Annotated in this window: 22 protein-coding genes; 10 read left to right on the top strand and 12 right to left on the bottom strand. The window is 72.1% G+C overall.

Going from position 1 to position 22,266, the window contains the following annotated elements:
* Window positions 1–182: 182 nt before the first annotated feature.
* Window positions 183–1,229: a class A beta-lactamase gene (gene bla, locus OG802_RS11430; protein ID WP_329409677.1), complete on the bottom strand. Its 1,047-nt coding sequence runs from the start codon at window positions 1,227–1,229 to the stop codon at window positions 183–185.
* 120 nt (window positions 1,230–1,349) lie between these two features.
* Here bla and recO point away from each other — a divergent pair, with 120 nt between their 5' ends.
* The 3 genes from recO (at window position 1,350) to OG802_RS11415 (ending at window position 3,675) form a co-directional block, all read left to right on the top strand.
* Window positions 1,350–2,099, top strand: coding sequence for a DNA repair protein RecO (gene recO / locus OG802_RS11425; RefSeq protein WP_057574747.1), 750 nt, complete (start codon window positions 1,350–1,352; stop codon window positions 2,097–2,099).
* A 31-nt stretch (window positions 2,100–2,130) separates the two neighbouring features.
* A complete protein-coding gene (locus OG802_RS11420; protein ID WP_329409676.1) occupies window positions 2,131–2,985 on the top strand; it encodes an isoprenyl transferase in 855 nt (284 codons plus the stop codon).
* A 147-nt stretch (window positions 2,986–3,132) separates the two neighbouring features.
* Window positions 3,133–3,675, top strand: a complete 543-nt coding sequence (locus OG802_RS11415) for a hypothetical protein (RefSeq protein ID WP_329409675.1) — start codon at window positions 3,133–3,135, stop codon at window positions 3,673–3,675.
* Window positions 3,676–3,825: 150 nt separating this feature from the next.
* On the opposite strand, the gene OG802_RS11410 is transcribed toward OG802_RS11415, so the two are convergent.
* The 4 genes from OG802_RS11410 to OG802_RS11395 are packed head-to-tail and all read right to left on the bottom strand — an operon-like array spanning window position 3,826 to window position 6,957.
* The gene (locus tag OG802_RS11410) at window positions 3,826–4,245 is read right to left on the bottom strand and encodes a Fur family transcriptional regulator (protein ID WP_329409673.1); all 420 of its coding nucleotides are present in this window, start codon (window positions 4,243–4,245) and stop codon (window positions 3,826–3,828) included.
* A 59-nt stretch (window positions 4,246–4,304) separates the two neighbouring features.
* Window positions 4,305–5,207, bottom strand: a complete 903-nt coding sequence (locus OG802_RS11405) for a metal ABC transporter permease (RefSeq protein WP_329409672.1) — start codon at window positions 5,205–5,207, stop codon at window positions 4,305–4,307.
* A complete protein-coding gene (locus tag OG802_RS11400; RefSeq protein ID WP_329409670.1) occupies window positions 5,207–6,004 on the bottom strand; it encodes a metal ABC transporter ATP-binding protein in 798 nt (265 codons plus the stop codon). Before OG802_RS11400 ends, OG802_RS11405 begins: the two co-directional genes overlap by 1 nt.
* The gene (locus tag OG802_RS11395) at window positions 6,001–6,957 is read right to left on the bottom strand and encodes a metal ABC transporter substrate-binding protein (RefSeq protein ID WP_329409668.1); all 957 of its coding nucleotides are present in this window, start codon (window positions 6,955–6,957) and stop codon (window positions 6,001–6,003) included. Before OG802_RS11395 ends, OG802_RS11400 begins: the two co-directional genes overlap by 4 nt.
* A 282-nt stretch (window positions 6,958–7,239) precedes the next feature.
* On the opposite strand from OG802_RS11395, the gene OG802_RS11390 reads away from it, so the two are divergent.
* Window positions 7,240–8,622 (top strand): glycine--tRNA ligase, encoded by a 1,383-nt coding sequence (locus OG802_RS11390; RefSeq protein WP_329409665.1) that lies wholly within the window; start codon window positions 7,240–7,242, stop codon window positions 8,620–8,622.
* A gap of 67 nt (window positions 8,623–8,689) precedes the next feature.
* On the opposite strand, the gene OG802_RS11385 is transcribed toward OG802_RS11390, so the two are convergent.
* A complete protein-coding gene (locus OG802_RS11385; protein ID WP_329409663.1) occupies window positions 8,690–9,070 on the bottom strand; it encodes a hypothetical protein in 381 nt (126 codons plus the stop codon).
* Between the two features lie 171 nt (window positions 9,071–9,241).
* Between OG802_RS11385 and OG802_RS11380 the strand changes: the two genes are divergently transcribed.
* From OG802_RS11380 to OG802_RS11365, 4 genes are read left to right on the top strand one after another with little or no spacing between them, the layout of a single operon-like run.
* Window positions 9,242–10,084 carry a helix-turn-helix domain-containing protein gene (locus OG802_RS11380; RefSeq protein ID WP_329417025.1) on the top strand — a complete coding sequence of 281 codons (843 nt, stop codon included), beginning with the start codon at window positions 9,242–9,244 and terminating at the stop codon, window positions 10,082–10,084.
* Window positions 10,066–10,341, top strand: coding sequence for a DUF397 domain-containing protein (locus tag OG802_RS11375; protein ID WP_329409662.1), 276 nt, complete (start codon window positions 10,066–10,068; stop codon window positions 10,339–10,341). Before OG802_RS11380 ends, OG802_RS11375 begins: the two co-directional genes overlap by 19 nt.
* Window positions 10,342–10,383: 42 nt before the next feature.
* The gene (locus OG802_RS11370) at window positions 10,384–11,394 is read left to right on the top strand and encodes an aldo/keto reductase (RefSeq protein WP_329409660.1); all 1,011 of its coding nucleotides are present in this window, start codon (window positions 10,384–10,386) and stop codon (window positions 11,392–11,394) included.
* Window positions 11,395–11,419: 25 nt separating this feature from the next.
* On the top strand, window positions 11,420–12,028 hold the full coding sequence (locus tag OG802_RS11365) for a TetR family transcriptional regulator (RefSeq protein WP_329409659.1): 609 nt from the start codon (window positions 11,420–11,422) through the stop codon (window positions 12,026–12,028).
* Here OG802_RS11365 and OG802_RS11360 read toward each other — a convergent pair.
* The 4 genes from OG802_RS11360 to OG802_RS11345 form a co-directional block, all read right to left on the bottom strand.
* The gene (locus tag OG802_RS11360; RefSeq protein ID WP_329409658.1) at window positions 12,010–12,972 is read right to left on the bottom strand and encodes a hypothetical protein; all 963 of its coding nucleotides are present in this window, start codon (window positions 12,970–12,972) and stop codon (window positions 12,010–12,012) included. The genes OG802_RS11365 and OG802_RS11360 overlap by 19 nt on opposite strands.
* Window positions 12,969–13,817, bottom strand: coding sequence for a hypothetical protein (locus tag OG802_RS11355; protein WP_329409657.1), 849 nt, complete (start codon window positions 13,815–13,817; stop codon window positions 12,969–12,971). Before OG802_RS11355 ends, OG802_RS11360 begins: the two co-directional genes overlap by 4 nt.
* Before the next feature lie 69 nt (window positions 13,818–13,886).
* A complete protein-coding gene (locus OG802_RS11350; protein ID WP_329409655.1) occupies window positions 13,887–15,029 on the bottom strand; it encodes a serine hydrolase domain-containing protein in 1,143 nt (380 codons plus the stop codon).
* Between the two features lie 160 nt (window positions 15,030–15,189).
* A complete protein-coding gene (locus OG802_RS11345) occupies window positions 15,190–16,677 on the bottom strand; it encodes an MFS transporter (protein ID WP_329409653.1) in 1,488 nt (495 codons plus the stop codon).
* Window positions 16,678–16,778: 101 nt separating this feature from the next.
* On the opposite strand from OG802_RS11345, the gene OG802_RS11340 reads away from it, so the two are divergent.
* Window positions 16,779–17,765, top strand: coding sequence for a helix-turn-helix transcriptional regulator (locus OG802_RS11340; RefSeq protein WP_329409651.1), 987 nt, complete (start codon window positions 16,779–16,781; stop codon window positions 17,763–17,765).
* A gap of 16 nt (window positions 17,766–17,781) precedes the next feature.
* On the opposite strand, the gene OG802_RS11335 is transcribed toward OG802_RS11340, so the two are convergent.
* Window positions 17,782–19,227 carry an MFS transporter gene (locus tag OG802_RS11335; protein WP_329409648.1) on the bottom strand — a complete coding sequence of 482 codons (1,446 nt, stop codon included), beginning with the start codon at window positions 19,225–19,227 and terminating at the stop codon, window positions 17,782–17,784.
* A 115-nt stretch (window positions 19,228–19,342) separates the two neighbouring features.
* Between OG802_RS11335 and dusB the strand changes: the two genes are divergently transcribed.
* Entirely contained in the window at window positions 19,343–20,530 is a 1,188-nt protein-coding gene (dusB, locus tag OG802_RS11330; RefSeq protein ID WP_329409647.1) for a tRNA dihydrouridine synthase DusB, read from the top strand.
* A 74-nt stretch (window positions 20,531–20,604) separates the two neighbouring features.
* On the opposite strand, the gene OG802_RS11325 is transcribed toward dusB, so the two are convergent.
* Window positions 20,605–22,206: a CDP-alcohol phosphatidyltransferase gene (locus tag OG802_RS11325; RefSeq protein ID WP_443055220.1), complete on the bottom strand. Its 1,602-nt coding sequence runs from the start codon at window positions 22,204–22,206 to the stop codon at window positions 20,605–20,607.
* Window positions 22,207–22,266: the final 60 nt, after the last annotated feature.

The following is a 22,266-nucleotide window of genomic DNA, read 5'->3' as shown; positions in this document are numbered from 1 at the left end:
CTGCGTGCGCCTTCCGGGTCGATAATGCGGCCACTCCGCCCGCGCCCCCTCGCTGCGTCCGGCGACGCAGGCGGGCGACAGCCCCCCGTGCGCCTTCGACGGCCCTGCTCCCCAAGCCGATTCGATCCTACCGACGGTCGCCGGCGCCGTGACCGGAACGGTTCACCCGCCCGCGCTGACCCTCAGCCCAGCGCCCCCGCCACCACCCCCGCCGTCTCCACGATCAGGGTGTGGTCGTAGGGGGCGTCGGGGGTGGGCTTGGTGAGTTGGACGGCGAGGACGATCGGGGTGCCGTCCGGGGTCCAGGCGATGCCGGCGTCGTTGTTCGCGCCGTAGGAGCCGCCGCCGGTCTTGTCGGCGATCGTCCAGGTCGGGGGGAGGCCGGCGCGGAAGCGGTTGGCGCTGGTGACCGTGCCGAGCATCCAGTCGGTCAGACGGCGCCGGTCGGGGGCGGACAGGGCGTCGCCGAGGACCAGCCGGGCGTAGGTGCGCGCGATCGCGTACGGGCTCGTGGTGTCCGTGATGCGGCCGGGCTCGGCCGAGTTGAGGTCGGGCTCCCAGCGGTCGAGGCGGGTGACGCGGTCGCCGACCGAGCGCGCGAAGCGGGTGACCGCGGCGGGGCCGCCCAGCTCGCGCAGCAGCAGGTTGCCCGCCGTGTTGTCGCTGTGCTGGATCGCCGCGGCGGACAGTTCCGCGATCGTCATGCCGTCGGCCACGTGGTTCTTGGTGATCTCCGAGTTCTCCACGACGTCGTCGGCCGTGTAGTGGACGCGCCGGTCCGGCGCCGACGCGGGCAGGTCCCGCAGGACGGCCGCCACCGCCAGCGTCTTGAACAGGGAGCAGACGGGGAAGAGCTCGTCGGCGCGGTGGCGGACCTGGCGGCGGGTGCGGACGTTGTAGGCGAAGACGCCGAGCCGGGCGCCGTGCCGGGACTCCAGGTCGCGCAGGCGGGCGACGACGGGGTCGGCCCGGTGGCCGGGGCCGGCGGCGGCCCGTGCGGGGGCGGCGGCCAGCAGGGCGGCGCCGGCGCCCGCGCCGGCGGTGAGCAGGGTGCGGCGGGTGGTCGAGGCTGAGATCGTTCTCTCCGTCCGTCGGGAACACAGAAGTCGTTTCCCTGTACACGGACGCCCCGGCCCGCACGCGCGGTTGCGCGCGCCCGCCGCGGGATCGTCGCGGGATCGCCACGGGCGGGCACACCACCCTCCCGGCGTAGGCGAGAATGGGGCCATGAGCCTGTTCCGCGACGACGGCGCCGTGCCGCGCCCCCGGCACCCGGGGGAGGCGGGGCGCGCCCTGCCGCGCCCGGGCGGCGGCCGGCGGCCCCGGCGGGCCCCCGGCGGGGGTGTGCGATGAGTCTCTTCCGGGACGACGGCATCGTCCTGCGCACCCAGAAGCTGGGCGAGGCCGACCGCATCATCACGCTGCTGACGCGCGGGCACGGGCGCGTGCGGGCCGTGGCGCGGGGGGTGCGGCGCACGAAGTCGAAGTTCGGGGCCCGTCTCGAACCGTTCTCCCACGTCGACGTGCAGTTCTTCGCACGGGGCAGCAGCGAGCTGGTCGGCCGCGGGCTGCCGCTGTGCACGCAGAGCGAGATCATCGCCCCCTACGGCGGCGGCATCGTGACCGACTACGCCCGCTACACGGCGGGCACGGCCATGCTGGAGACCGCCGAGCGGTTCACCGACCACGAGGGCGAGCCGGCCGTGCAGCAGTACCTGCTGCTCGTGGGCGCCCTGCGGACCCTCGCCCGCGGCGAGCACGCCCCCCACCTCGTCCTGGACGCGTTCCTGCTGCGGTCGCTGGCCGTCAACGGGTACGCGCCCAGCTTCGGCGACTGCGCCAGGTGCGGGATGCCCGGCCCGAACCGGTTCTTCTCCGTCGCCGCCGGCGGCTCCGTCTGCGCCGACTGCCGGGTGGCCGGCAGCGTCGTGCCCTCGCCGCAGACCCTGGTCCTCCTGGGCGCGCTGCTCACGGGAGACTGGGAGACGGCGGACGCGTGCGAGCCGCGCCACGTCCGGGAGGGCAGCGGACTGGTGTCCGCGTATCTGCACTGGCATCTGGAGCGCGGGCTGCGCTCCCTTCGGTACGTCGAGAAATAAGCAAGCGGAAGTCGAAGGAGACGAGAGGCACATGGTGGTACGCGGGTTCCTGGGGCGGCAGCGTCGGGAGTACAGGACTCCGGAGCCGCACCCGTCGGGTGCTCGCCCGCCCAGGCTTCCCGGCGAGCTGGTTCCCGAGCACGTGGCGATCGTCATGGACGGCAACGGCCGCTGGGCCAAGGAGCGCGGGCTGCCGCGCACCGAGGGCCACAAGGTCGGCGCCGAGCAGGTCCTCGACGTGCTCCAGGGCGCGGTGGAGATGGGGGTGCGCAACATCTCGCTGTACGCCTTCTCCACCGAGAACTGGAAGCGCTCGCCCGACGAGGTCCGCTTCCTGATGAACTTCAACCGCGACTTCATCCGCAAGACCCGCGACACCCTCGACGAGCTGGGCATCCGGGTGCGCTGGGTGGGCCGGATGCCCAAGCTGTGGAAGTCGGTCGCCAAGGAGCTCCAGGTCGCCCAGGAGCAGACCAAGGACAACGACCGCCTCACTCTGTACTTCTGCATGAACTACGGCGGGCGGGCGGAGATCGCGGACGCCGCGCAGGCGCTCGCGGAGGACGTGAAGGCGGGCCGGCTCGACCCGTCCAAGGTCACCGAGAAGACCCTCGCGAAGTACCTGTACTACCCGGACATGCCGGACGTCGACCTGTTCCTGCGGCCGAGCGGCGAGCAGCGCATCTCCAACTACCTGATCTGGCAGAGCGCGTACGCGGAGATGGTCTTCCAGGACGTCCTGTGGCCGGACTTCGACCGCCGCGATCTGTGGCGCGCGTGCGTGGAGTTCGCCTCCCGGGACCGCCGTTTCGGCGGCGCCACCCCCAACGAGGTGCTGCTGTCCCTGGAGGGGAACTCCTCGGAGCGGGGCGCCGCCGGTTCCTGAAGCCCCGCGGCGGGCCACGCCGCAGGTCGCGCCGCAGGCGATGTGGCAGGTCACGCGGCGGGGCGGCGGGGGTCCGCCCCGCGCGTGGGGGCCCTGCGCCCGGCCGTTACGATCACGGCTCGTCATCGCAGGGACCGGGGAGGGGCCATGGGCGAGGAGCAGGGCGTCGGAGTGCGCGAGGAGACGGTGGTGCTGGAGTACGAGCACGGTCTCGCGGACATGGAGGACGCCGTCCGGCTGGTGTCCCGCAAGAACGGCCGGGTGGGTCTGATCCACCGGCCGGTCTTCCTGGCGTGCGTCGCGCTGGCCGGAATCGCGGTCCTCGTCCTGGGCGTGCGCGGCGACGACGCGGGCGGGGTGTCGTTCGGCGTGATGTTCACGCTGTGGCCGGTGCTGATGTACTTCGCGCCGCGTCTGTCGGCCGGGCAGCTGCTGAAGGCGAACCGGCACCACGGCCGGGTCCAGGTCACCGTCGGCCCGGAGGGCGTCCGCACGCTGAGCGCCCACGCCGACCTGCGCATGGGCTGGGCCAACTACGGCAGCTACGCGGAGTCGGCGCGGGTCTTCGCCCTGCGCAGCCCCGACAAGGCCGGCCACTGCGCGATCGTCCTGGTGAAGGGGGGCGCCCGCACACCGGAGGACGTCGACCGCCTGCGCGCCCTGCTGGACAGCCGGCTGCGCCGCGTCTGACCACCGGACCGACCCGACCGGCCGACCTGACCGGCCGAACCGACCGGCCGACCTGACCGGCCGACCTGACCGGCCGAACCGACCGGCCGAACCGACCGGCCGAACCGACCGGCCGAACCGACCGGCCGAACCGACCGGCCGACCCGGTAGTCAGGCCGTGGGGGTGGCCGCGCAGTCCGCGCAGGTGCCGAAGATCTCGACGGTGTGGGCCACGTTCACGTAGCCGTGCTCGGCGGCGATGGCCTCGGCCCACTTCTCGACCGCCGGGCCCTCCACCTCCACGGCCTTGCCGCAGACCCGGCAGACGAGGTGGTGGTGGTGTTCGCCGGTGGAGCAGCGCCGGTACACGGACTCGCCGTCCGAGGTGCGCAGGACGTCGACCTCGCCCGCGTCGGCGAGGGACTGGAGGGTGCGGTAGACGGTGGTCAGGCCGACCGAGTCGCCCTTGTGCTTGAGCATGTCGTGCAGATCCTGCGCGCTGCGGAACTCGTCCACCTCGTCGAGCGCCGCCGCCACGGCGGCGCGCTGCCGGGTGGCGCGGCCCTTCACGGGCGGTCCAGCGGTCGTCACCGTTGTCTCCTCACGTCTGCGGCTTGCCGGGCCATTGTGCCAGCCCGGCCTGTGCGCGGTCAGACGCCGACTTCGTCGCCGGGGGCGCGGGTGGCCGGAATCGCGCACTCGGCGGGGTCGCCCGCGGGCTGCGCCGCGGCCAGGGCGCGGGCGCGGCGGCGGGCCAGCGGGGCGGCCAGCACGCTCAGCGCGACGAACGCGGCGATGGTCAGCAGCACGATCGTCGCGCCGGGCGGGACGTCCTGGTAGTACGAGGTGACCGTGCCGCCGATGGTGACCGTCACGCCGATGGCGACCGCGACCGCGAAGGTCGCGGCGAAGCTGCGGCTGAGCTGCTGGGCGGCGGCCACCGGGACGACCATCAGGGCCGACACCAGCAGCAGGCCCACCACGCGCATCGCCACGGTGACGGTCACCGCCGCGGTGACCGCGGTCAGCAGGTTCAGGGCGCGCACGGGCAGGCCGGTCACGCGGGCGAACTCCTCGTCCTGGCTGACGGCGAACAGCTGGCGGCGCAGGCCGAGGGTGACGAGGACGACGAAGGCCGCGAGCAGGCAGATCGCCGTCACGTCCGACTCCGACACCGTGGACAGCGAGCCGAAGAGGTACGAGGTCAGGTTGGCGTTGGAGCCGCCCGGCGCGAGGTTGATGAACATCACGCCGCCGGCCATTCCGCCGTAGAAGAGCATGGCGAGGGCGATGTCGCCGCGGGTCCTGCCGTACCAGCGGATGAGTTCCATGATCACCGCGCCCAGGACGGAGACGGCCGTGGCCATCCAGACCGGGGACCAGGAGAGCAGGAAGCCGAGGCCGACGCCGGTCATGGCGACGTGGCCGATGCCGTCGCCCATGAGGGCCTGACGGCGCTGGACGAGGTAGATGCCGACGGCGGGGGCGGTGATGCCGACGAGGACCGCGGCGAGCAGCGCCCGCTGCATGAAGGCGTAGTTCAGGAAGTCCATCAGCTCAGCAGTCCCGTGCGGATCGGTTCGGCCCCCGCGGGTGCGTGCGGGTGCACATGGTCGTGGCCGGGGAGGGCATGCTGTCCGACGGCGCGCGGGGGCGGCCCGTCGTGCAGCACGCAGCCGTCGCGCAGGACGACGGCCCGGTCGATGAGGGGCTCCAGGGGGCCCAGTTCGTGCAGGACCAGCAGGACGGTCGTGCCCGCCGCGACCTGTTCGCGCAGGGTGTGCGCCAGGACCTCCTGGCTGGCCAGGTCGACGCCGGCCATCGGCTCGTCCATGATCAGCAGTTCGGGTTCGGCGGCGAGCGCGCGGGCGATCAGCACGCGCTGGTGCTGGCCGCCGGAGAGGGAGTCGACGCCGTCCCCGGCCCGGTCGGCCATGCCGACCAGTTCCAGGGCGTGCCGGACGGCCGCGCGGTCGGCCTTGCGGAAGACGCCGAAGCGGGTGCGCGACAGCCGGCCCGAGGAGACGACCTCGGTGACCGTGGCGGGGACGCCGCCCGCGGCCGTGGTGCGCTGCGGGACGTATCCGATCCGCGCCCAGTGCCGGAACCGGCGGTGCGGGACGCCGAACAGCTCGATCTCGCCCGCGCCGATCGCCACCTGCCCGATGACGCTGCGCACGGCGGTCGACTTGCCGGAGCCGTTCGCGCCGAGCAGGGCGACGACCTCGCCGCGCCGCACGGTGAGGTCGACTCCCCGCAGGACGGGGCGCGAGCCCAGCTCGGCGCGGACCCCGCGCAGGGAGATGACGGGCTCGGCCTTCGCGTCCATGACGCCCTCCGTGGTGGTCATTTGGTTCCCAGGGCCGTCTGCAGAGCCTTGAGGTTCGCCCGCTGGACCGAGAAGTAGTCCTTGCCGCGGGACTTGTCCGTGATGCCCTCGATCGGGTCGAGGACGTCCGTCTTCAGTCCGGCGTCGCCGGCGATGGTCTTCGCGGTCTTGTCGCTGACGAGCGTCTCGTAGAACACGGTGGTGACGCCGTCGGCCCTGGTCATCTTCTCAAGCTCCCTGACGCGGGCGGCGCTGGGCTCCGACTCGGGGTCGAGGCCGTTGATGGCCTCCTCGGTCAGGCCGTAGCGCTCGGCGAGGTAGCCGAAGGCGGCGTGGGTGGTGACGAAGACCTTGGTCCGCGTGTTCGCGAGGCCCTTCTCGAACTCGGTGTTCAGGTCGCCGAGTTGCTTGACCAGGGCCGCGGTGTTGGCCTTGTAGTCGGCCGCGTGGCCGGGGTCGGCCTTCTCGAAGGCCTTGCCGACGCCCTCGGCGACCTGGGAGTACCGCACGGGGTCGAGCCAGATGTGCGGGTCGAGGCCGGACAGCTCCTCGTTCTCGTGGTCGTCGTGCTCGGCCGCGTGGCCGCCGACCTCGTTGCCGTGCTTCTCCAGCGTGGTGAGGGAAGCGGCGTCGATCCTGGTCCTGGGCCCGGACTGGGCCACGGCGTCGTCGACGGAGGGCTGGAGGTTCTTGAGGTAGAGGACCGCGTCGGACTCCTGGAGCGCGGCGGTCTGCTTGGCGCTGATCTCCAGGTCGTGCGGTTCCTGGCCGGGCTCGGTGAGGCTGGTGACGTGGACGTGGTCGCCGCCTATGCGCTCGGCGAGGAAGGCCATCGGGTAGAACGACGCGACGACGTCGAACTTGTCCGTGCCGGCCGCGGCCGCGCTGTCGGAGGAGCAGGCGGAGAGGGAGCCGAGACCGAGGGCGGTGGCCGCCGCGACGGCCGTGCCGGATATGAGTCGCCGTACGTTCATGACACTCATTTTCAACAAATATGGAAACCGTTGTCAACAAGCTGGCCGACAAGGGAGCGGCAAGGGGGCGGTAAGGGGCGGCAGGGGAGCGGCCAGGGGGTGGCAAGGGGCCGCCGAGGGAGCGCCAGGGAAGGGGTAACGGCCCGGTAAGCCCGAAGGGCTGCGGTATGGCCCCGGTGAGCGGGGGCCCGATTTGGTCGAGGGGGAGTCCCCGCCGGTACCCTGAAGTCTTCGCTGGAAGCACCTCGCTTCGTCGCCCGTCGTCGTTATGAAGAGAGCACCGTGGCCGCCGACAAGATCGACACCATCGTCAGCCTGAGCAAGCGCCGTGGCTTCGTATTCCCGTGCAGTGAGATCTACGGCGGCCAGAAGGCCGCCTGGGACTACGGACCGCTCGGTGTCGAGCTCAAGGAGAACCTGAAGCGCCAGTGGTGGCGCTACATGGTGACGTCGCGCGAGGACGTGGTCGGCATCGACTCGTCCGTCATCCTGGCCCCCGAGGTCTGGGTGGCCTCCGGTCACGTCGCCACCTTCTCCGACCCGCTGACCGAGTGCACCTCCTGCCACAAGCGGTTCCGCGCGGACCACCTGGAAGAGGCGTACGAGGCCAAGCACAACCGCCCGCCGGCCAACGGCCTGGCGGACGTGAACTGCCCCAACTGCGGCAACAAGGGCCAGTTCACCGAGCCCAAGCAGTTCTCGGGCCTGCTCTCCACCCACCTCGGCCCCACGCAGGACACCGGCTCCATCGCCTACCTGCGCCCCGAGACCGCCCAGGGCATCTTCACCAACTTCGCCCAGGTGCAGACCACTTCGCGCCGCAAGCCCCCGTTCGGCATCGCCCAGATGGGCAAGTCCTTCCGCAACGAGATCACGCCCGGCAACTTCATCTTCCGCACCCGCGAGTTCGAGCAGATGGAGATGGAGTTCTTCGTCAAGCCGGGCGAGGACGAGAAGTGGCAGGAGTACTGGATGGAGCAGCGCTGGAACTGGTACACCGGCCTGGGCATGCGCGAGGAGAACATGCGGTGGTACGACCACCCCAAGGAGAAGCTCTCCCACTACTCCAAGCGCACCGCCGACATCGAGTACCGCTTCCAGTTCGGCGGCAACGAGTGGGGTGAGCTGGAGGGCGTCGCCAACCGCACCGACTACGACCTCTCCGCCCACGCCAAGGCCTCCGGCCAGGACCTCTCCTACTTCGACCAGGAGGCCGGCGAGCGCTGGACGCCGTACGTCATCGAGCCCGCGGCCGGTGTCGGCCGCGCGATGCTGGCGTTCCTCCTCGACGCCTACATCGAGGACGAGGCCCCCAACGCCAAGGGCAAGCTGGAGAAGCGCACGGTGCTGCGCCTCGACCACCGCCTCGCCCCGGTGAAGGTCGCGGTCCTGCCGCTCTCCCGCAACCCCGAGCTGTCGCCGAAGGCCAAGGGCCTCGCCGCCGCGCTGCGCCAGAACTGGAACATCGAGTTCGACGACGCCGGCGCGATCGGCCGCCGCTATCGCCGCCAGGACGAGATCGGCACGCCGTTCTGCGTCACGGTCGACTTCGACACCCTCGACGACAACGCGGTCACCGTCCGCGAGCGCGACTCGATGAAGCAGGAGCGCGTCTCCCTCGACCAGATCGAGGGCTACCTGGCCGCCCGCCTCGTCGGCGCGTAACCGCCCACCGCGTCCGGCGACAGACCGAGGCCGGCCCCGACGGACTTCCGTCGGGGCCGGCCTCGCGCTATGCCTCGGGATGCCGCTCCCGCAGATGGGCCCTGAGCAGGACGTCGGCGTCGGTCTCCGCGCTGTAGTCGTGCGCCGCGCGCGCCTTCGCCCGACGCGACGCGAGCCCGTCGCACTCCGGACAGTCCTCGACCGGCCGGGGCGGACGGCGCAGGCCCAGCATGAACGGCCCGTCGGTGCGCGCCCGCGCGTTCGCCGCCCGCACCCCGGCGCGCAGCCGCTCCCGCTCCGTCGCCGGCCGCAGCCCGGCTGGATCGGCCTGCCACTCCCGGCCGCCGCCGACCGGCCGCAGCATCGCGTAGGGGCCGGAGCGGTCCTGGTACTCGCCGACCCTGTCCGTGGCCGGGTCGTAGAGGACAGTGCCGGGTTCGTGCTCCATGTCGTCCGCTCCTTTTACCCAACTTCCTTACTGAATGTGAAGGTTGGGATACTCTGGGTGGTGGGGGGTTGACGTCAGGATGCCTTCCGGGCAGGACGGACACGCCGTCGACGAGGGGTTCGTGGTCGTTCGGCGGCGCAAATTCCACAAATGCGGAAAGGGCGGGACGGGATGCCGGCGAGGCGGGTGGTCACAGGGCGGAGCCAGGAACCCAGGCGGCGGTTCGCGGAGGAGCTGCGCCTGCTGCGGGCGGCCAAGGGGGACAGCCTGCGGCAACTGGAGGAGGTGCTGGGCTGGACCGCGTCCACCTTCGGCAAGATGGAGGGCGGCCAGAGCCTGGGAAGCCCGGAGGTCGTGGAAGCCCTCGACCAGCACTACGGCACCGGCTCCATGCTGCTCACGCTGTGGGAACTGGCGGTCGCCGACCCTTCGCAGTTCAAGGAGCAGTATCGGCGGTACATGCTGCTTGAGGCGGAGGCGATCAGTTTGTGGCACTACGGGGGTGCCACCCTTCACGGACTGCTTCAAACGCCTGAATATGCTCGTGAGTTGCTCGCAGAGGGCGGACTGAAGGGCGAAGAACTGGAGCAGCAGGTAGAGGCGCGGGTGGGGCGGCGCAAGGTGCTGGAGGGGGGCGAAGCTCCGCCCTTTCGCGTCATTCTGTCCGAGGCGGTGCTGCGGAATTCGCTGCGCAGCCTTCCGGAGTGGCGCGGGCAGCTGGAGTACGTGCTGGCTGCCTCGAAGCAGCCGAACATCACTGTCTATGTGCTCCCCTACGGCGCTGGACTGCACGGCCTGATGGATACTCCCGTGACCTTTCTGCGACTGTTGGACGGCCGAACGGTGGCGCACACCGAGAACGTGGTCCGGGGTGAACTGGTCGAAGACGTAAGCAAGGTTGAGGGATTGCAGCGCCGATACGATGTGATTCGTGACCTGGCGATGAGCCCTGCCGAGTCGCGGACGTTCATCTTGCGGATGTTGGAGGAAGTGCCATGCGAGCCATCGACCTGAGCAGACTGACGTGGCGCAAGAGCTGCTACAGCAACTCGGACGGCGGGCAATGCTTGGAGGTCTCCGAAGACCTTCTCGGCGCTGCCTGGCGCAAGAGCAGCTACAGCAATTCCGAAGGCGGCGCATGCCTCGAGGTCGCCGACGGCGTCCCCTCCCTCGTTCCCGTGCGGGACAGCAAGGCTCCCGATCTCGCGCCGCTCCTCTTTCCGGCCTCCGTCTGGGCGGCCTTCGTCGGTGCGGTGAAGGGTGACAGCTGACAGATATTGAAATCTGTCATTCGTCATGCCAAGCTGGAGGGCATGACGACCACCACGCGTACCCTCGGCCGCACCGGACCCCAGGTCTCCGCCCTCGGCCTCGGCTGCATGGGCATGAGCGCCCTCTACGGAGAAGCGGACCGCGATGAGGCCATCGCGACCATCCACGCGGCGCTGGAGGCCGGCGTCACCCTGCTCGACACCGGCGACTTCTACGGCATGGGCCACAACGAGCTGCTGATCGGCGAGGCCCTGCGCACCGCACCGCCCGCGCGGCGCGAACAGGCGCTGACCAGCGTGAAGTTCGGCGCGCTGCGCGGGCCCGACGGCTCCTGGGCCGGGTACGACGGCCGGCCCGCCGCCGTGCGGAACTTCGTCTCCTACTCGCTCCAGCGCCTCGGCGTCGACCACATCGACGTCTACCGGATCGCCCGCGTCGACCCGGACGTCCCGATCGAGGAGACGGTCGGCGCGATCGCCGAACTGGTCGAGCAGGGATACGTCCGGCACATCGGCCTCAGCGAGGTCGGAGCGCAGACGATCCGCAGGGCCGCCGCCACCGCGCCGATCTCCGACCTCCAGATCGAGTACGGCCTGATCAGCCGCGGTATCGAGCGGTCCATCCTGCCGACCACCCGCGAGCTGGGCATCTCGATCACCGCGTACGGGGTCCTCTCGCGCGGCCTGATCTCCGGGCACTTCACCGCCGACCGCGAACTCGCCGCGAACGACTTCCGGGCCCACTCGCCCCGCTTCCAGGGCGACAACCTCCGGCACAACCTGACCCTCGTGGACGCGCTGCGGAAGATCGCCGAGGACAAGGGCGTCACCGTGGCGCAGCTCGCGATCGCCTGGGTGCTGGGCCGGGGCGAGGACATCGTCCCGCTGGTCGGCGCCCGTACCCGCGAGCGGCTCGCGGAGTCGCTGGGCGCGCTGGACGTCGTCCTCGACGCCGACGACCTCGCGGCGATCGAGGCGGCCGTGCCCGCCGACGCGGCGGCCGGCGAGCGCTACCCGGCCGCGGCCATGGAGCACCTCGACAGCGAGCGCTGACCGGCCCGCCGGGTACCGTCTCCCCATGGCACCGCAGACCTCCGAGACCCTGACCGCCGAACGCATCCTCGAGGCGACCGAGGAGGTCCTGCGGCGGCACGGCCCGGCCAAGGCGACGGTGGTCGACGTGGCCCGCGCGCTCGGCGTCAGCCACGGCAGCGTCTACCGTCACTTCCGCACCAAGGCGGCGCTGCGAGAGGCGGTCACCAAGCGCTGGCTGGACTTCACCTCGCGGACCCTGTCCGGCATCACCGCCGACGAGGGCCGCCCCCCGGAGGCCCGGCTGCGGGCCTGGCTCGCGGCGCTCTTCGAGGCCAAGCGGCGCAAGGCGGGCGACGACCCCGAACTGTTCGCCACGTACATGGTGCTGACCGCGGAGAGCGGCACGGCGGTCGGCGACCACCTCGCCGACCTCACCGGCCAGCTGACCTCCATCATCGAGGCGGGCGTGGCGTCCGGGGCCTTCACGACGGCCGACCCGGCGGCGTCCGCCCGTGCCGTCTTCCACGCCACCGGCCGCTTCCACGACCCCGGCTACTTCGAGGTCTGGGAGCGGCCGGACGTCGACGACGACTTCACGGCGGTCGTGGACCTGCTGCTGCGGGGGCTGCGCGCTCAGTCCGCGTCCTGCTGAGCGACGAGCTGCACCCGGATGTCGTCTCCGTAGGGCAGCACGACGGTCTGGTCCCGGCCTGCCCGCCACTGCGGCGTGACCAGGAACAGCCGCCCGCCCGACGCCATGAGCAGCCGGAAGCCCCGGTAGCGGTAGAGGTACGTCCGGCCGCCCCGCCCGTCGCCTCCGAGGCGGCTCTCGCGCACGCCGGTGGGCAGGGCGTCGAGCGGCTCCTTGGTGTCGACGACGACCTCGGGACGCTTGCCGAGCCCCTCCACGTCGCCCTCGCCCCGCCCCTTCCCGTAGGCCCACGCCAGCTGCGTCGACCCCCAGAACAGCCCGAAGACGCCCAGAGCGACCGCGCACATGACGCCGTTGCGGGCCAGGCGCGAGGAGAGCAGGGGGCGTCCTCGCTGACGGCCGTAGATCCAGACGCCGTACGCCACCGCCGCCGGCCCGAAGGCCAGTGACAGCGGGGTGGTGCCGAACACCACGCTGACGTCCGAGCCCTGGACGAAGATGCCGATCAGCGCCCTGCCGATCAGCAGGACGCCGACGAGGACGAAGCCGTACGCGAGGAAGGCGGCCGCCGAGGTCTCGTCCCCGGCGGTGGCGTCGCGGGAGAGGACCCACAGGGTGAGGGCGTGGATCGCGACGAGCAGCATGACCCCCAGGAAGATCATCGCCGCCGGCACGAAGACGACCTCCATGCCGTCCAGCATCAGATCCTGGTTGGAGCGGCCGGTCATCTCCACGGGGACGCCGAAGTAGGCGTAGCGCGCGCGGGTGGCGATGTAGCCGAAGTACAGCAGCAGCGCGGTCGCGAGGGTCGCGGGCCCGAGTGCCTCGGCGAGCCGCCGCAACCGCGCGGGGACGGCCGACCCGTCGTCGGCGGGAGGCGCGGGAGGCGCGGGGGGCGCGGGGGGCGCGGGGGGCTCGCGTTCCGGCGACGGCCCGCCCGTCATCCCTCCTCCGAGGCGGACGGGCTGTCGGGCTCGGGCCGGGGGGAAGGAGAGACGGGCGGCGGCGAGACCCCGCCGGGCGGGGAGGGGCTCTTGGAGGAGGAGTCGTCGGGCGAACTGCTCTGGGAGCGCGGGACCTCGATCGACGTTTCGAGGGAGCCGGACTCACCCGTGACGAGTACTGGGTGCTGTGGCGTGGGCTTCGGTCCGTGCCAGTCCTGAACTCGTCTGCACGGGTTCTTGTCGACGTTGTCGCACAGGAAGGTGGCCGTGAGCGTCCCTCGCACCTCGTAGTGGCCGCCTTCGACGTTCGACAAGGCGGCCACCCCCGCGACGCAACCCCCCTCGAGGGCCTTCAAGTGGAAGCCATCGCAGGGGTTGGCCTGCTGGTACAGCTTCCTGTGGCAGCGTGCGCCATTGTCCGACCGGAGCTTCGGCTTCTGCTTCCCGGGTCCTTCGGTCACCTTGAAGGAGACGCTTGTGACGGTCGCGGGGGTCTCCTCCATGTTCAGGACGATCGCGCAACCGTCGTTCCCGGAACCGTTGATGTTCACGCCGTTGGGGACCTTCGGCCCGTCCCTGTGTTTTCCGCTCCCGCCCGGCGACTGGCTACCGCCGTTCGACGCCTCCCCGGCGCGGGATCTTCCGCCGTCGGCCGTCACGTCTCCGCCGCCGTCCGCGTCGGCCGAGCCGTTCGACCGGACGTCGGCCGAGCCGCTCGTCGCGTCGCTCGCTGCCGTGTCTCCGCTGTCCGTCGTGGCCGAGCGGACCAGCCACACCGCCCCGAGGACCGCCACCAGGCCGAGGAGCGAGGCCATGATGCCGAGCCGGGCACGTGAAGATCGCATATTCGGAGCGTAAGGCCGTGTATGACCGCTTTCCTCCCGGATTACTCCACTTACCCCGGCCTGCCCCCGCTATCCCGCCGTGCACCGCCAGAAGTCCCGCATCAGCGGGGGCGGCGTCGGGTTCGTCATCGCCGTCTGGGTGAGGAGGATCGTGACCGTGCCCGTCCGCGGGACGACGTGCGCCGTCGTGCCCGTGCCGCCGACCCAGCCGTAGCGGCCGGGAACGTTCCACGGGTCGAGCGGTTCGACGTCGACGCTGCCGCCGTAGCCCCAGCCCTGGCCCTCCAGGAACAGCGCGCCGTTCTCGCGCTGGGCCGGCGTCAGGTGGTTCGCGGTCATCCGGCTCACCGACGCGGGCGACAGGACGCGGTGACCGCCGGCCTCGCCCCCGTGCAGCAGCATGCGGGCGAACGCCAGCCAGTCGTCGGCCGTGGACACCAGGCCGCCGCCGCCCGACGGGAACCTCGGCACGCCGCTCCACTCGCCGTCGGGGGCGTCCGCGAGCTCCAGCCCGCCCGCGCCGTCGGGGCGGTAGGCGGTGGTGAAACGGTCCCGCTTCTCCTTCGGGACCTCGAACGCCGTGTCCCGCATGCCCAGCGGCTCGAGGATCCGCTCCGCCAGGAACGCGGGGAGGGTGCGGCCCGAGGCCCGCGCGATCAGCACGCCCTGCAGATCGGACGCCGTGCCGTACAGCCAGGCCTCGCCCGGCTGGTGCAGCAGAGGGACGCGGGCCAGGTCGGCCAGCCAGACGTCAGGCTCGGGATACGCCTGCGGGGCGCGGCCGTCCTTCTGCACCTCGAAGAGAGCCTGCACGGCGGGGAGGGAGAAGTCCGGCGGAAAGCCCCAGCCGGGGCGCGAGCTGAGCAGGTCCTCGACGGTGATCGGGCGCGCCGCCGGGACCAGGTCGTCGACGGGTCCGGACGGCGTGCGGACCGCCATCGGCTCCGCCAGCTCGGGCAGCCACTCGGCGACCGGCGCGTCGAGGCCGACCGTGCCCTCCTCGACCAGCGTCAGCAGCGCGGCCGCCGTGACCGGCTTGGTGATCGAGGCGATCCGGAACAGGGAGTCGCGGGTCATCGGGGCCGTGCCGTCGGCGTCCCGCGAGCCGACGCTCACCGCCTCCACCTCGTCGCCGCGGGCCACCAGGCCCACCGCTCCGGGCACGGTGCCGTCGTCGACGTATCGCTGGAGGGTCTCACTCAGTGCGCTCATGGCCGGCCTTCCGGTGGGACTGCTGCTTCTCGGTTCACGGACACCGCTCACCGGTACGACCGCCCGGACGCCGGAAAGTCATCGCGGTAACCGGTGATCGCGGCAACCGGTAGGCGGCACGTGGCACGCGGCCGCCGCCCTCTCGTCGCGCCCCCCGCGCTCACCCCACCTTGCGGGGCAGCCGGAGGCTGAGCAGGCCCGTCAGGACCACCCCGGCCAGCTGCACGACCAGCGTGACGACGAGGGCGTCCCGCATGCCCGAACCCGGGACCAGGGAGAGGAACAGGGTGCCGAGCGTGGCCACGCCCAGGGCCAGCGAGGCCTGCTGGGTGGTCACCATGACACCGCTGCCGACGCCCGCGCGGGCCGGCGGCACCTCGGACATCACGATCCGCATGACGACGGGCAGCTGGAGCGCCTGACCCGCACCGGCGACCGCCGTGCCCGGCAGCAGCTCGACGAAGCCGACGTCCGGCCAGTCGGCGCGCACCGCCAGCAGGATGAGCACGACGCCCACGCCCTGGAGGACCGCGCCGGAGGTCACCACGCGCGCCCCGAAGCGGGTCACCAGCCGGGGCCCGGCGAGCGAGGCGAGGAAGAACGTCAGGGCCATCGGCGCGAGGGCGAGACCGGCCTGCACCGGACCCAGTCCCGCCCCGCTCTGCAGGGCCACGGCGATGACGAACATGAACCCGCTGAAGCCGACCGCGAGCGGGCCCATGATCGTCAGCCCGCGCCGCAGCGTGGTGAGCGCGAACAGGCTCGGCGGCACCAGCGGCGTACGGCCCTGTCGGTCGGCCCGCCGCTCCACCGCGTAGAACGCGCCCGTGAGCAGCGGGAACGCGGCCAGCGACAGCCATGTCCACAGCGGCCAGCCCGCGGCCCGGCCCTCGGTCAGCGGCGCGAGCAGGGCCAGCAGCGCGGCGGCCAGGAGCACGGTGCCGGGTCCGTCCACCGGCTCCGGACGCTGCGAGCGGGTCTCCGGGACGGTGCGCACGGCCAGCAGCAGGCCGACGATCACGAACGGGACGTTGACCAGGAAGACGGACCGCCAGCCGCTGCCGGCGATGTCGGCGGCGACGAGCACGCCGCCCAGGATCTGGCCCGCCACCATGGACAGTCCGGCGGTCGCTCCGTACAGGCTCATCGCCTTGGCGCGGCGCGTGCCCGCGGTGGCGGACTGGATGGTGGCCAGCACCTGCGGGACCATCGCGGCGGCCGACGCGCCCTGCGCGACGCGGGCCGCCACCAGCGTCCAGGCGTCGGGTGCGAGTCCGCAGGCCAGCGAGGTCAGGCCGAAGGCCGCCATCCCGCCCAGGAAGAGCCGCCGCCGGCCGAACAGGTCGCCGAGTCGGCCGCCGAGGACGAGGAGCACGGCGTAGGCGAGCCCGTAGCCGGCCACGACGAGTTCGAGGACGGTCTCGCTCGCGGCGAGATCGCGGCCCATGGTGGGCAGGGCGACGTTGACGATGAAGAAGTCGATGAGGGGCAGTGCCGCGCCGAGCAGCACCGTGAACAGGCCCAGCGGGCCGAGGGAGTGGGACGGCTCCGCGGTCCCGGCGCCCGGCGGGACCGAGCCCGGGGCAGCTGTGGTTGCGGCCGTCGCCGTGGTGGTGGTCGTGGTGGTGGTCGTGGGTGTCTGGGTCACGCCACCGAGCCTGCGCCGCCCGTCAGACGGGTACCAGAGTCTCCTTATCCTGGTAGAAGGAGTACCTGGCAACAGGATCCGCGAGGCGGCAGGCTGGAGGCATGACGACGATGGTCCGGCAGACGCCGCCCGCCGCGACGAGCGCGACGAGCGCCACGAAGGCGACGACCGCGGCGGCCGGGACGACCTCGGCGGCCGGGACGACCGGGACGCCTGGCGGCTCCGAGATCAGGCGGCATGAACTGGCCGCCTTCCTGCGCAGCCGCCGCGAGCGCATCACGCCCGAGCAGGTGGGGCTCCCGCGCGGAGCGCGCCGCCGCACGCCGGGGCTGCGCCGCGAGGAGGTCGCCCATCTCTCCGCGGTCGGCGTCACCTGGTACACCTGGCTCGAACAGTCACGGGACATCCACGTCTCGGTGCAGGTCCTGGACGCCCTGGCCCGCACCCTGCTGCTCGACCCCAGCGAGCGGGCCCACCTCTTCCAGCTGGCCGGCGCGACCGACCCGACCCCCGCCTCGTCCTGCACCGGCGTCACCGACGCCGTACGCGAGCTGCTGGACCAGCTCGACCCGCTGCCCGCGTGCGTCCAGAACAGCCGCTACGACATCCTGGCCTACAACCGCACCTACGCCCACCTGCTGTGCGACCTCGACGCGATCCCGCCCGAGGACCGCAACTGCATGGTGCTCATCCACACCCATCCGCAGTGGCGCGAGTCGGTCGTCCACCTCGACGCGTCGATGCGCCTGATGGCGGCCAAGCTCCGCGCCTCCATGGCCGGGCACCTCACCGAGCCCGCCTGGAAGATGCTGGTCAAGCGGCTCCAGACCGAGTCACCGGAGTTCCGTGAGAACTGGGAGCGCTACGAGGTCGTGGTGGGCCGCAGCAAGGTCAAGGAGTTCCGCAACCCGCACGTCGGCCTCCTCACGCTCACCCACACCGACCTGTGGCTGAGCCCGGAGCACGGGGCGCGCATGGTGACCTACGCACCGGAGGACGCGGAGAGCCGCGAGCGCCTGGAGAAGCTGTACGCGCACGCCCTGAGCGCCACCGCCACCGCCACCGCCGCCCGGCCCTCCGCCGGCTGACTGCGACCCCTCCGGGTCAGGCGCTGACGCCCGCGGCCTCGCGCACGTCCGGCGCCTCCAGGCGCTGTGCGGTCCGCTCCGCCGTCCGCCGGGCCCACGGGCCCGTCGTCAGCGCGCCGAGGACGAGGACGACCGCGCCGCAGCCGGTCAGGATCCACCAGCCGGGCACGGCCGCGGAGGCGAAGGTCTCGCGGTACGACGACGCGTTCACGCCCGCCGCCAGGACCGCGCCGATCACCGCGACGCCCAGCGTCTGGCCCAGCTGCCGGCTCGTGGAGGCGACCGCCGCCGCCACCCCCGCCTGGCTGCGCGGCATGCCCGACACGGCCGTGTTGGTGATCGGCGCGTTCACGAATCCGAAGCCCACCCCGAACAGCGCGTACCCGAGGAACAGCGTCGCGTCGGACGACTCGGCGTCGAACGCGGCGAACAGCACCCCGCTCGTGGTGATGGCGAGTCCGGCGATCAGCAGCGGCAGCCGCGGGCCCCGGCTGCCCACGAGCCGTCCGGACACCGGCGCGCACAGGAACGTCGGCACGGCCATCGGCAGCATCCACAGCCCGGCGTGCAGGGCGTCCAGGCCGCGCACGTTCTGCAGGTACAGGGTCGACAGGAAGAGGAAGCCGCCCAGCGCGGCGAACGCGCTGATCGCCACCACCGTCGCGCCGCTGAACGGCACCGAGCGGAAGAACCGCAGGTCGATGAGGGGTTCGTCGCGGCGCGGCTCGTACCACAGCAGGCCCAGCAGGGCCGCGAGCGCGACGGCGGCGAAGGGAACGCTGATCGCCGCGCCCGCCTCCGGCGCCTCGATGATGGCGTAGGTCAGCGAGCCGAACAGCGCGATGACGAGCAGCTGGCCGACCGGGTCGGGGCGCCGCGCCTTCGGCGCGCGGGACTCGGGGACGAAGCGCAGGGTCGCCAGCAGGGCCACCAGGCCGACGGGCAGGTTGAGCCAGAAGATCGAGCGCCAGCCCACGGACTCCACGAGCAGTCCGCCCAGCAGCGGGCCGGCGGCCATCGATATGCCCACCACCGCGCCCCACACCCCGATCGCCCGGGCCCGCTCACGCGGGTCGGTGAAGGTGTTGGTGATGATCGACATGGCGACCGGGTTCAGCATCGAGCCGCCCACGGCCTGGATCATGCGGGCCGCGATCAGCAGGTTCAGGCTCGGGGCGAGGGAACAGAGCAGGGAACCGGCCGCGAACACGACCAGGCCGGACAGGAAGACCTTCTTGCGGCCGATCCGGTCGGCGGTCGAGCCCGCGAGCATCAGCAGCGAGGCCAGGACCAGCGTGTAGGCGTCGATCGTCCACTGGAGGCCGGAGGTCGACGCGTGCAGGTCGCTCTGCATCGACGGCAGCGCGACATTGAGGACCGTGACGTCCAGGCTCACGATCAGCAGGCTCATGCAGCAGATCGCGAGGACGAGAAGGCGTCGGCGGGGGCTGAGCTCGGGCATGGGTTTCATCGTACGCCGACATCAATAGTGCGTCTAACTAATGAGTGATGCATGATCCGCCGGGGAGTGACGGGCAGGCGGCCGGGTACCCCCGCGCATACGTGACAATGGAGCAATGCCCACGCCCGTGCCCCCCTTGCAGATCGGTCCCCACACCGTCCGGCCGCCCGTCGTCCTGGCCCCGATGGCCGGGATCACGAACGCGCCCTTCCGCACCCTGTGCAGGCACTTCGCCGGAGGCGGGGCCTTCGGCGGAGGCGAAGCGAAGGACGGAGCCAGCGGCGGCAAGGGCCTGTTCGTCAGCGAGATGATCACGACGCGGGCGCTGGTCGAGCGCAACGACAAGACCATGCAGCTGATCCGCTTCGACGCGAGCGAGACCCCCCGCTCGATCCAGCTGTACGGCGTCGACCCGGCCACCGTCGGCAAGGCCGTCCGCATGATCGCGGAGGAGGGCCTCGCCGACCACATCGACCTCAACTTCGGCTGCCCGGTCCCCAAGGTGACGCGCAAGGGCGGCGGCTCCGCCCTGCCCTACAAGCGCAACCTGCTGCGCGCCATCCTGCGCGAGGCGGTGAGCGGCGCCGGCGACCTCCCGGTGACGATGAAGATGCGCAAGGGCATCGACGACGACCACCTCACCTACCTCGACGCCGGCCGCATCGCCGTCGAGGAGGGCGTGACGTCCATCGCCCTGCACGGCCGCACCGCCGCCCAGCACTACGGCGGCACGGCCGACTGGGAGGCCATCGCCCGCCTCAAGGAACACGTCCCGGAGATCCCGGTCCTCGGCAACGGCGACATCTGGTCGGCCCGGGACGCGCTGCGGATGGTGCGCGAGACCGGCTGCGACGGCGTCGTCGTCGGCCGCGGCTGCCTCGGCCGGCCGTGGCTGTTCGCCGATCTCGTCGCCGCCTTCGAGGGCCGCCCCGACGACGTCGCACAGCCGTCCCTGCGCGAGGTCGCCGACGTCATGGTCCGCCACGCCACCCTGCTCGGCGAGTGGATCGGCGACGAGTCCAAGGGCGTCGTCGACTTCCGCAAGCACGTGGCCTGGTACCTCAAGGGCTTCGCCGTCGGCAGCGAGATGCGCAAGCGCCTCGCGATCACCTCATCGCTCGCCGAACTCCGCGCCGGCCTCGACGAGCTGGACCTCGACCAGCCCTGGCCCGCCGGAGCCGACGGCCCCCGCGGCCGCACCTCCGGCAACAACCGGGTCGTCCTGCCCGACGGCTGGCTGAAGGACCCCTACGACTGCGCGGGCGTCGACGAGGAAGCCGAACAGGACACCTCCGGCGGCTGAGCGGCACGCCCGCCGGCACACCCGACGGCCCCCCGCCGGCGCTCGCGGGCGGGGGGTTGTGCGGGCGCGGGGCGTCAGCCCTTCGACGGGTGCGGGGTCGAGCCGTACGCGGTGAGGAACCTGTCGCGGAACGAACTCATCTTCCACACCGGCGCGTCGTGCGCGGGCTTCAGACCGTCGGTCCACTTCCACGAGGAGATCCTGTCGAGCACCTTCGGGTCCTTGGCGACGATCGAGACCGGCACGTCCCGGCTCGCGTTGTCGCCGCTGACCCGGGCGATGGGCTGGTGGTCGCCCAGGAAGACCAGGACCGTGTCGTCGGTGCCGTAGCGCTCCAGCCACTCGGTGAGCGCGGTCACCGAGTACGCGATGGACTTGCCGTACTCCTCCTTGGACGCGGTGCCGTCGGCGACGACGTCGGACGCCTTCCTGCCCGCCGCCTCGACGCCCTTGAAGACCGAGCCGTCGCCGAGGTCGTCCCAGCCGACCATCTTCGGGATCGGCGCCCACGGCTGGTGGCTGGAGGTGAGGATGATCTCCGACATCAGCGGCTTGTCGCGTCCCGTGCGGCCGTGCTCCAGCCGCTGGAACGCCTCGAGGGCGTACTGGTCGGGCATCGTCGACCAGCTGAACTTCGGCCCCTGGTAGCCCATCTGGAAGGCGTTGTAGACCTTGTCGAGGCCGTAGAACCCCGACTCCGGCCAGGCCTTCTGCACGCCCGGCATGACGCCGACGGTGTCCCACGCGCCGGTCTTGCGGAACGCCTTGGTCAGGGACAGGTGGTCGCTGGCCATCACCGTGCTGTACCGCTGCTGGTTGTCCACCCACAGGCCCGACAGGGTGGTGGAGTGGCCGAGCCAGCTGCTGCCGCCGTAGGTCGCCGACGTCAGCCAGCCGCTCCTGGCGTGGAAGCCCGCCTTCGCCAGGGCCTGCGTCCGGGCGGCGAGGGTCGCGTCGACGCCCGGCGCCATGATCGGGTCCTCCACGGCGCTGCGGCCGTAGCTCTCGATGAACGTGAAGATCATGTCCTTGCCCCGCAGGTCCGGCACCAGCTGGGCGGGCGGCGTGGCCCCGAACGTGTCGTAACGGGCCTCCTTGCCGAACGCGGCCTCGTCCGCGAGCGTCTGGCGCACCTGCCGGCCCTTGTTGAGCAGGGCGTCCCCGGCCCGGTAGGACGCGACGGGCACCCCGGCGTTCTGGAGGCCCACCACCGAGCACGTCACCCACACGGTCGCCGCGAGCAGCGTGACGTGGCTCGCCTTCCGGCTGTCCAGCACCAGCAGGTTGCTCACCCGGACCGTCGCCAGGGCCATCACCGCGAACAGGACGACGATCAGCACGACGAGGCCGATCGCGGCCCCGACGGCCGTCGCCCGCCCGAACGAGTCCGCGACGAAGGACTGCGCGTCGTCCAGCAGCCCCCAGTCCAGGACGAGGTTGAAGTCCCGTCCCAGATACTCCACGAACCCCATGTCGAGCAGGTCGATCACGGTCAGCGCGCCGAGGAGCATCCCGCCCAGCGCCGCGGCGACGATCCGCGGCCGCCGGGGCAGCGCCAGCAGCAGGGACGCGCCCAGGATCGCCTCGACGGGCAGCCGCGTGAACCGGTTGACCTCCAGCCCGCTGAGCCGGTTCGGCAGCAGCAGCGCCCCGAGCACGAGGACCAGTGACAGCACCGTCGCCGTCCACCACACCACCCGCGCGGCCCGCGGATGCCTCCCCCGCCAGGCCCGCAG

Source organism: Streptomyces sp. NBC_00704 (assembly GCF_036226605.1).
GTDB lineage: Bacteria > Actinomycetota > Actinomycetes > Streptomycetales > Streptomycetaceae > Streptomyces.
Note: the sequence above shows the minus strand (reverse complement) of the source record. Positions and strands in the feature narration are given on the sequence as shown.

What these genes read in the sequence shown, in the direction of transcription:
- OG802_RS11365 (WP_329409659.1), top strand. Translation starts at nt 11,420, where the DNA reads ATGGCACCGCAGACCTCCGAGACCCTGACCGCCGAACGCATCCTCGAG.
- OG802_RS11335 (WP_329409648.1), bottom strand. Translation starts at nt 19,227, where the DNA reads ATGCCCGAGCTCAGCCCCCGCCGACGCCTTCTCGTCCTCGCGATCTGC.
- OG802_RS11415 (WP_329409675.1), top strand. Translation starts at nt 3,133, where the DNA reads ATGGGCGAGGAGCAGGGCGTCGGAGTGCGCGAGGAGACGGTGGTGCTG.
- OG802_RS11355 (WP_329409657.1), bottom strand. Translation starts at nt 13,817, where the DNA reads ATGCGATCTTCACGTGCCCGGCTCGGCATCATGGCCTCGCTCCTCGGC.
- OG802_RS11420 (WP_329409676.1), top strand. Translation starts at nt 2,131, where the DNA reads ATGGTGGTACGCGGGTTCCTGGGGCGGCAGCGTCGGGAGTACAGGACT.
- OG802_RS11380 (WP_329417025.1), top strand. Translation starts at nt 9,242, where the DNA reads ATGCCGGCGAGGCGGGTGGTCACAGGGCGGAGCCAGGAACCCAGGCGG.
- dusB (WP_329409647.1), top strand. Translation starts at nt 19,343, where the DNA reads ATGCCCACGCCCGTGCCCCCCTTGCAGATCGGTCCCCACACCGTCCGG.
- OG802_RS11395 (WP_329409668.1), bottom strand. Translation starts at nt 6,957, where the DNA reads ATGAACGTACGGCGACTCATATCCGGCACGGCCGTCGCGGCGGCCACC.
- OG802_RS11370 (WP_329409660.1), top strand. Translation starts at nt 10,384, where the DNA reads ATGACGACCACCACGCGTACCCTCGGCCGCACCGGACCCCAGGTCTCC.
- bla (WP_329409677.1), bottom strand. Translation starts at nt 1,229, where the DNA reads ATGGCCCCATTCTCGCCTACGCCGGGAGGGTGGTGTGCCCGCCCGTGG.
- OG802_RS11360 (WP_329409658.1), bottom strand. Translation starts at nt 12,972, where the DNA reads ATGACGGGCGGGCCGTCGCCGGAACGCGAGCCCCCCGCGCCCCCCGCG.
- OG802_RS11400 (WP_329409670.1), bottom strand. Translation starts at nt 6,004, where the DNA reads ATGACCACCACGGAGGGCGTCATGGACGCGAAGGCCGAGCCCGTCATC.
- OG802_RS11340 (WP_329409651.1), top strand. Translation starts at nt 16,779, where the DNA reads ATGACGACGATGGTCCGGCAGACGCCGCCCGCCGCGACGAGCGCGACG.
- OG802_RS11350 (WP_329409655.1), bottom strand. Translation starts at nt 15,029, where the DNA reads ATGAGCGCACTGAGTGAGACCCTCCAGCGATACGTCGACGACGGCACC.
- OG802_RS11405 (WP_329409672.1), bottom strand. Translation starts at nt 5,207, where the DNA reads ATGGACTTCCTGAACTACGCCTTCATGCAGCGGGCGCTGCTCGCCGCG.
- OG802_RS11375 (WP_329409662.1), top strand. Translation starts at nt 10,066, where the DNA reads ATGCGAGCCATCGACCTGAGCAGACTGACGTGGCGCAAGAGCTGCTAC.
- recO (WP_057574747.1), top strand. Translation starts at nt 1,350, where the DNA reads ATGAGTCTCTTCCGGGACGACGGCATCGTCCTGCGCACCCAGAAGCTG.
- OG802_RS11385 (WP_329409663.1), bottom strand. Translation starts at nt 9,070, where the DNA reads ATGGAGCACGAACCCGGCACTGTCCTCTACGACCCGGCCACGGACAGG.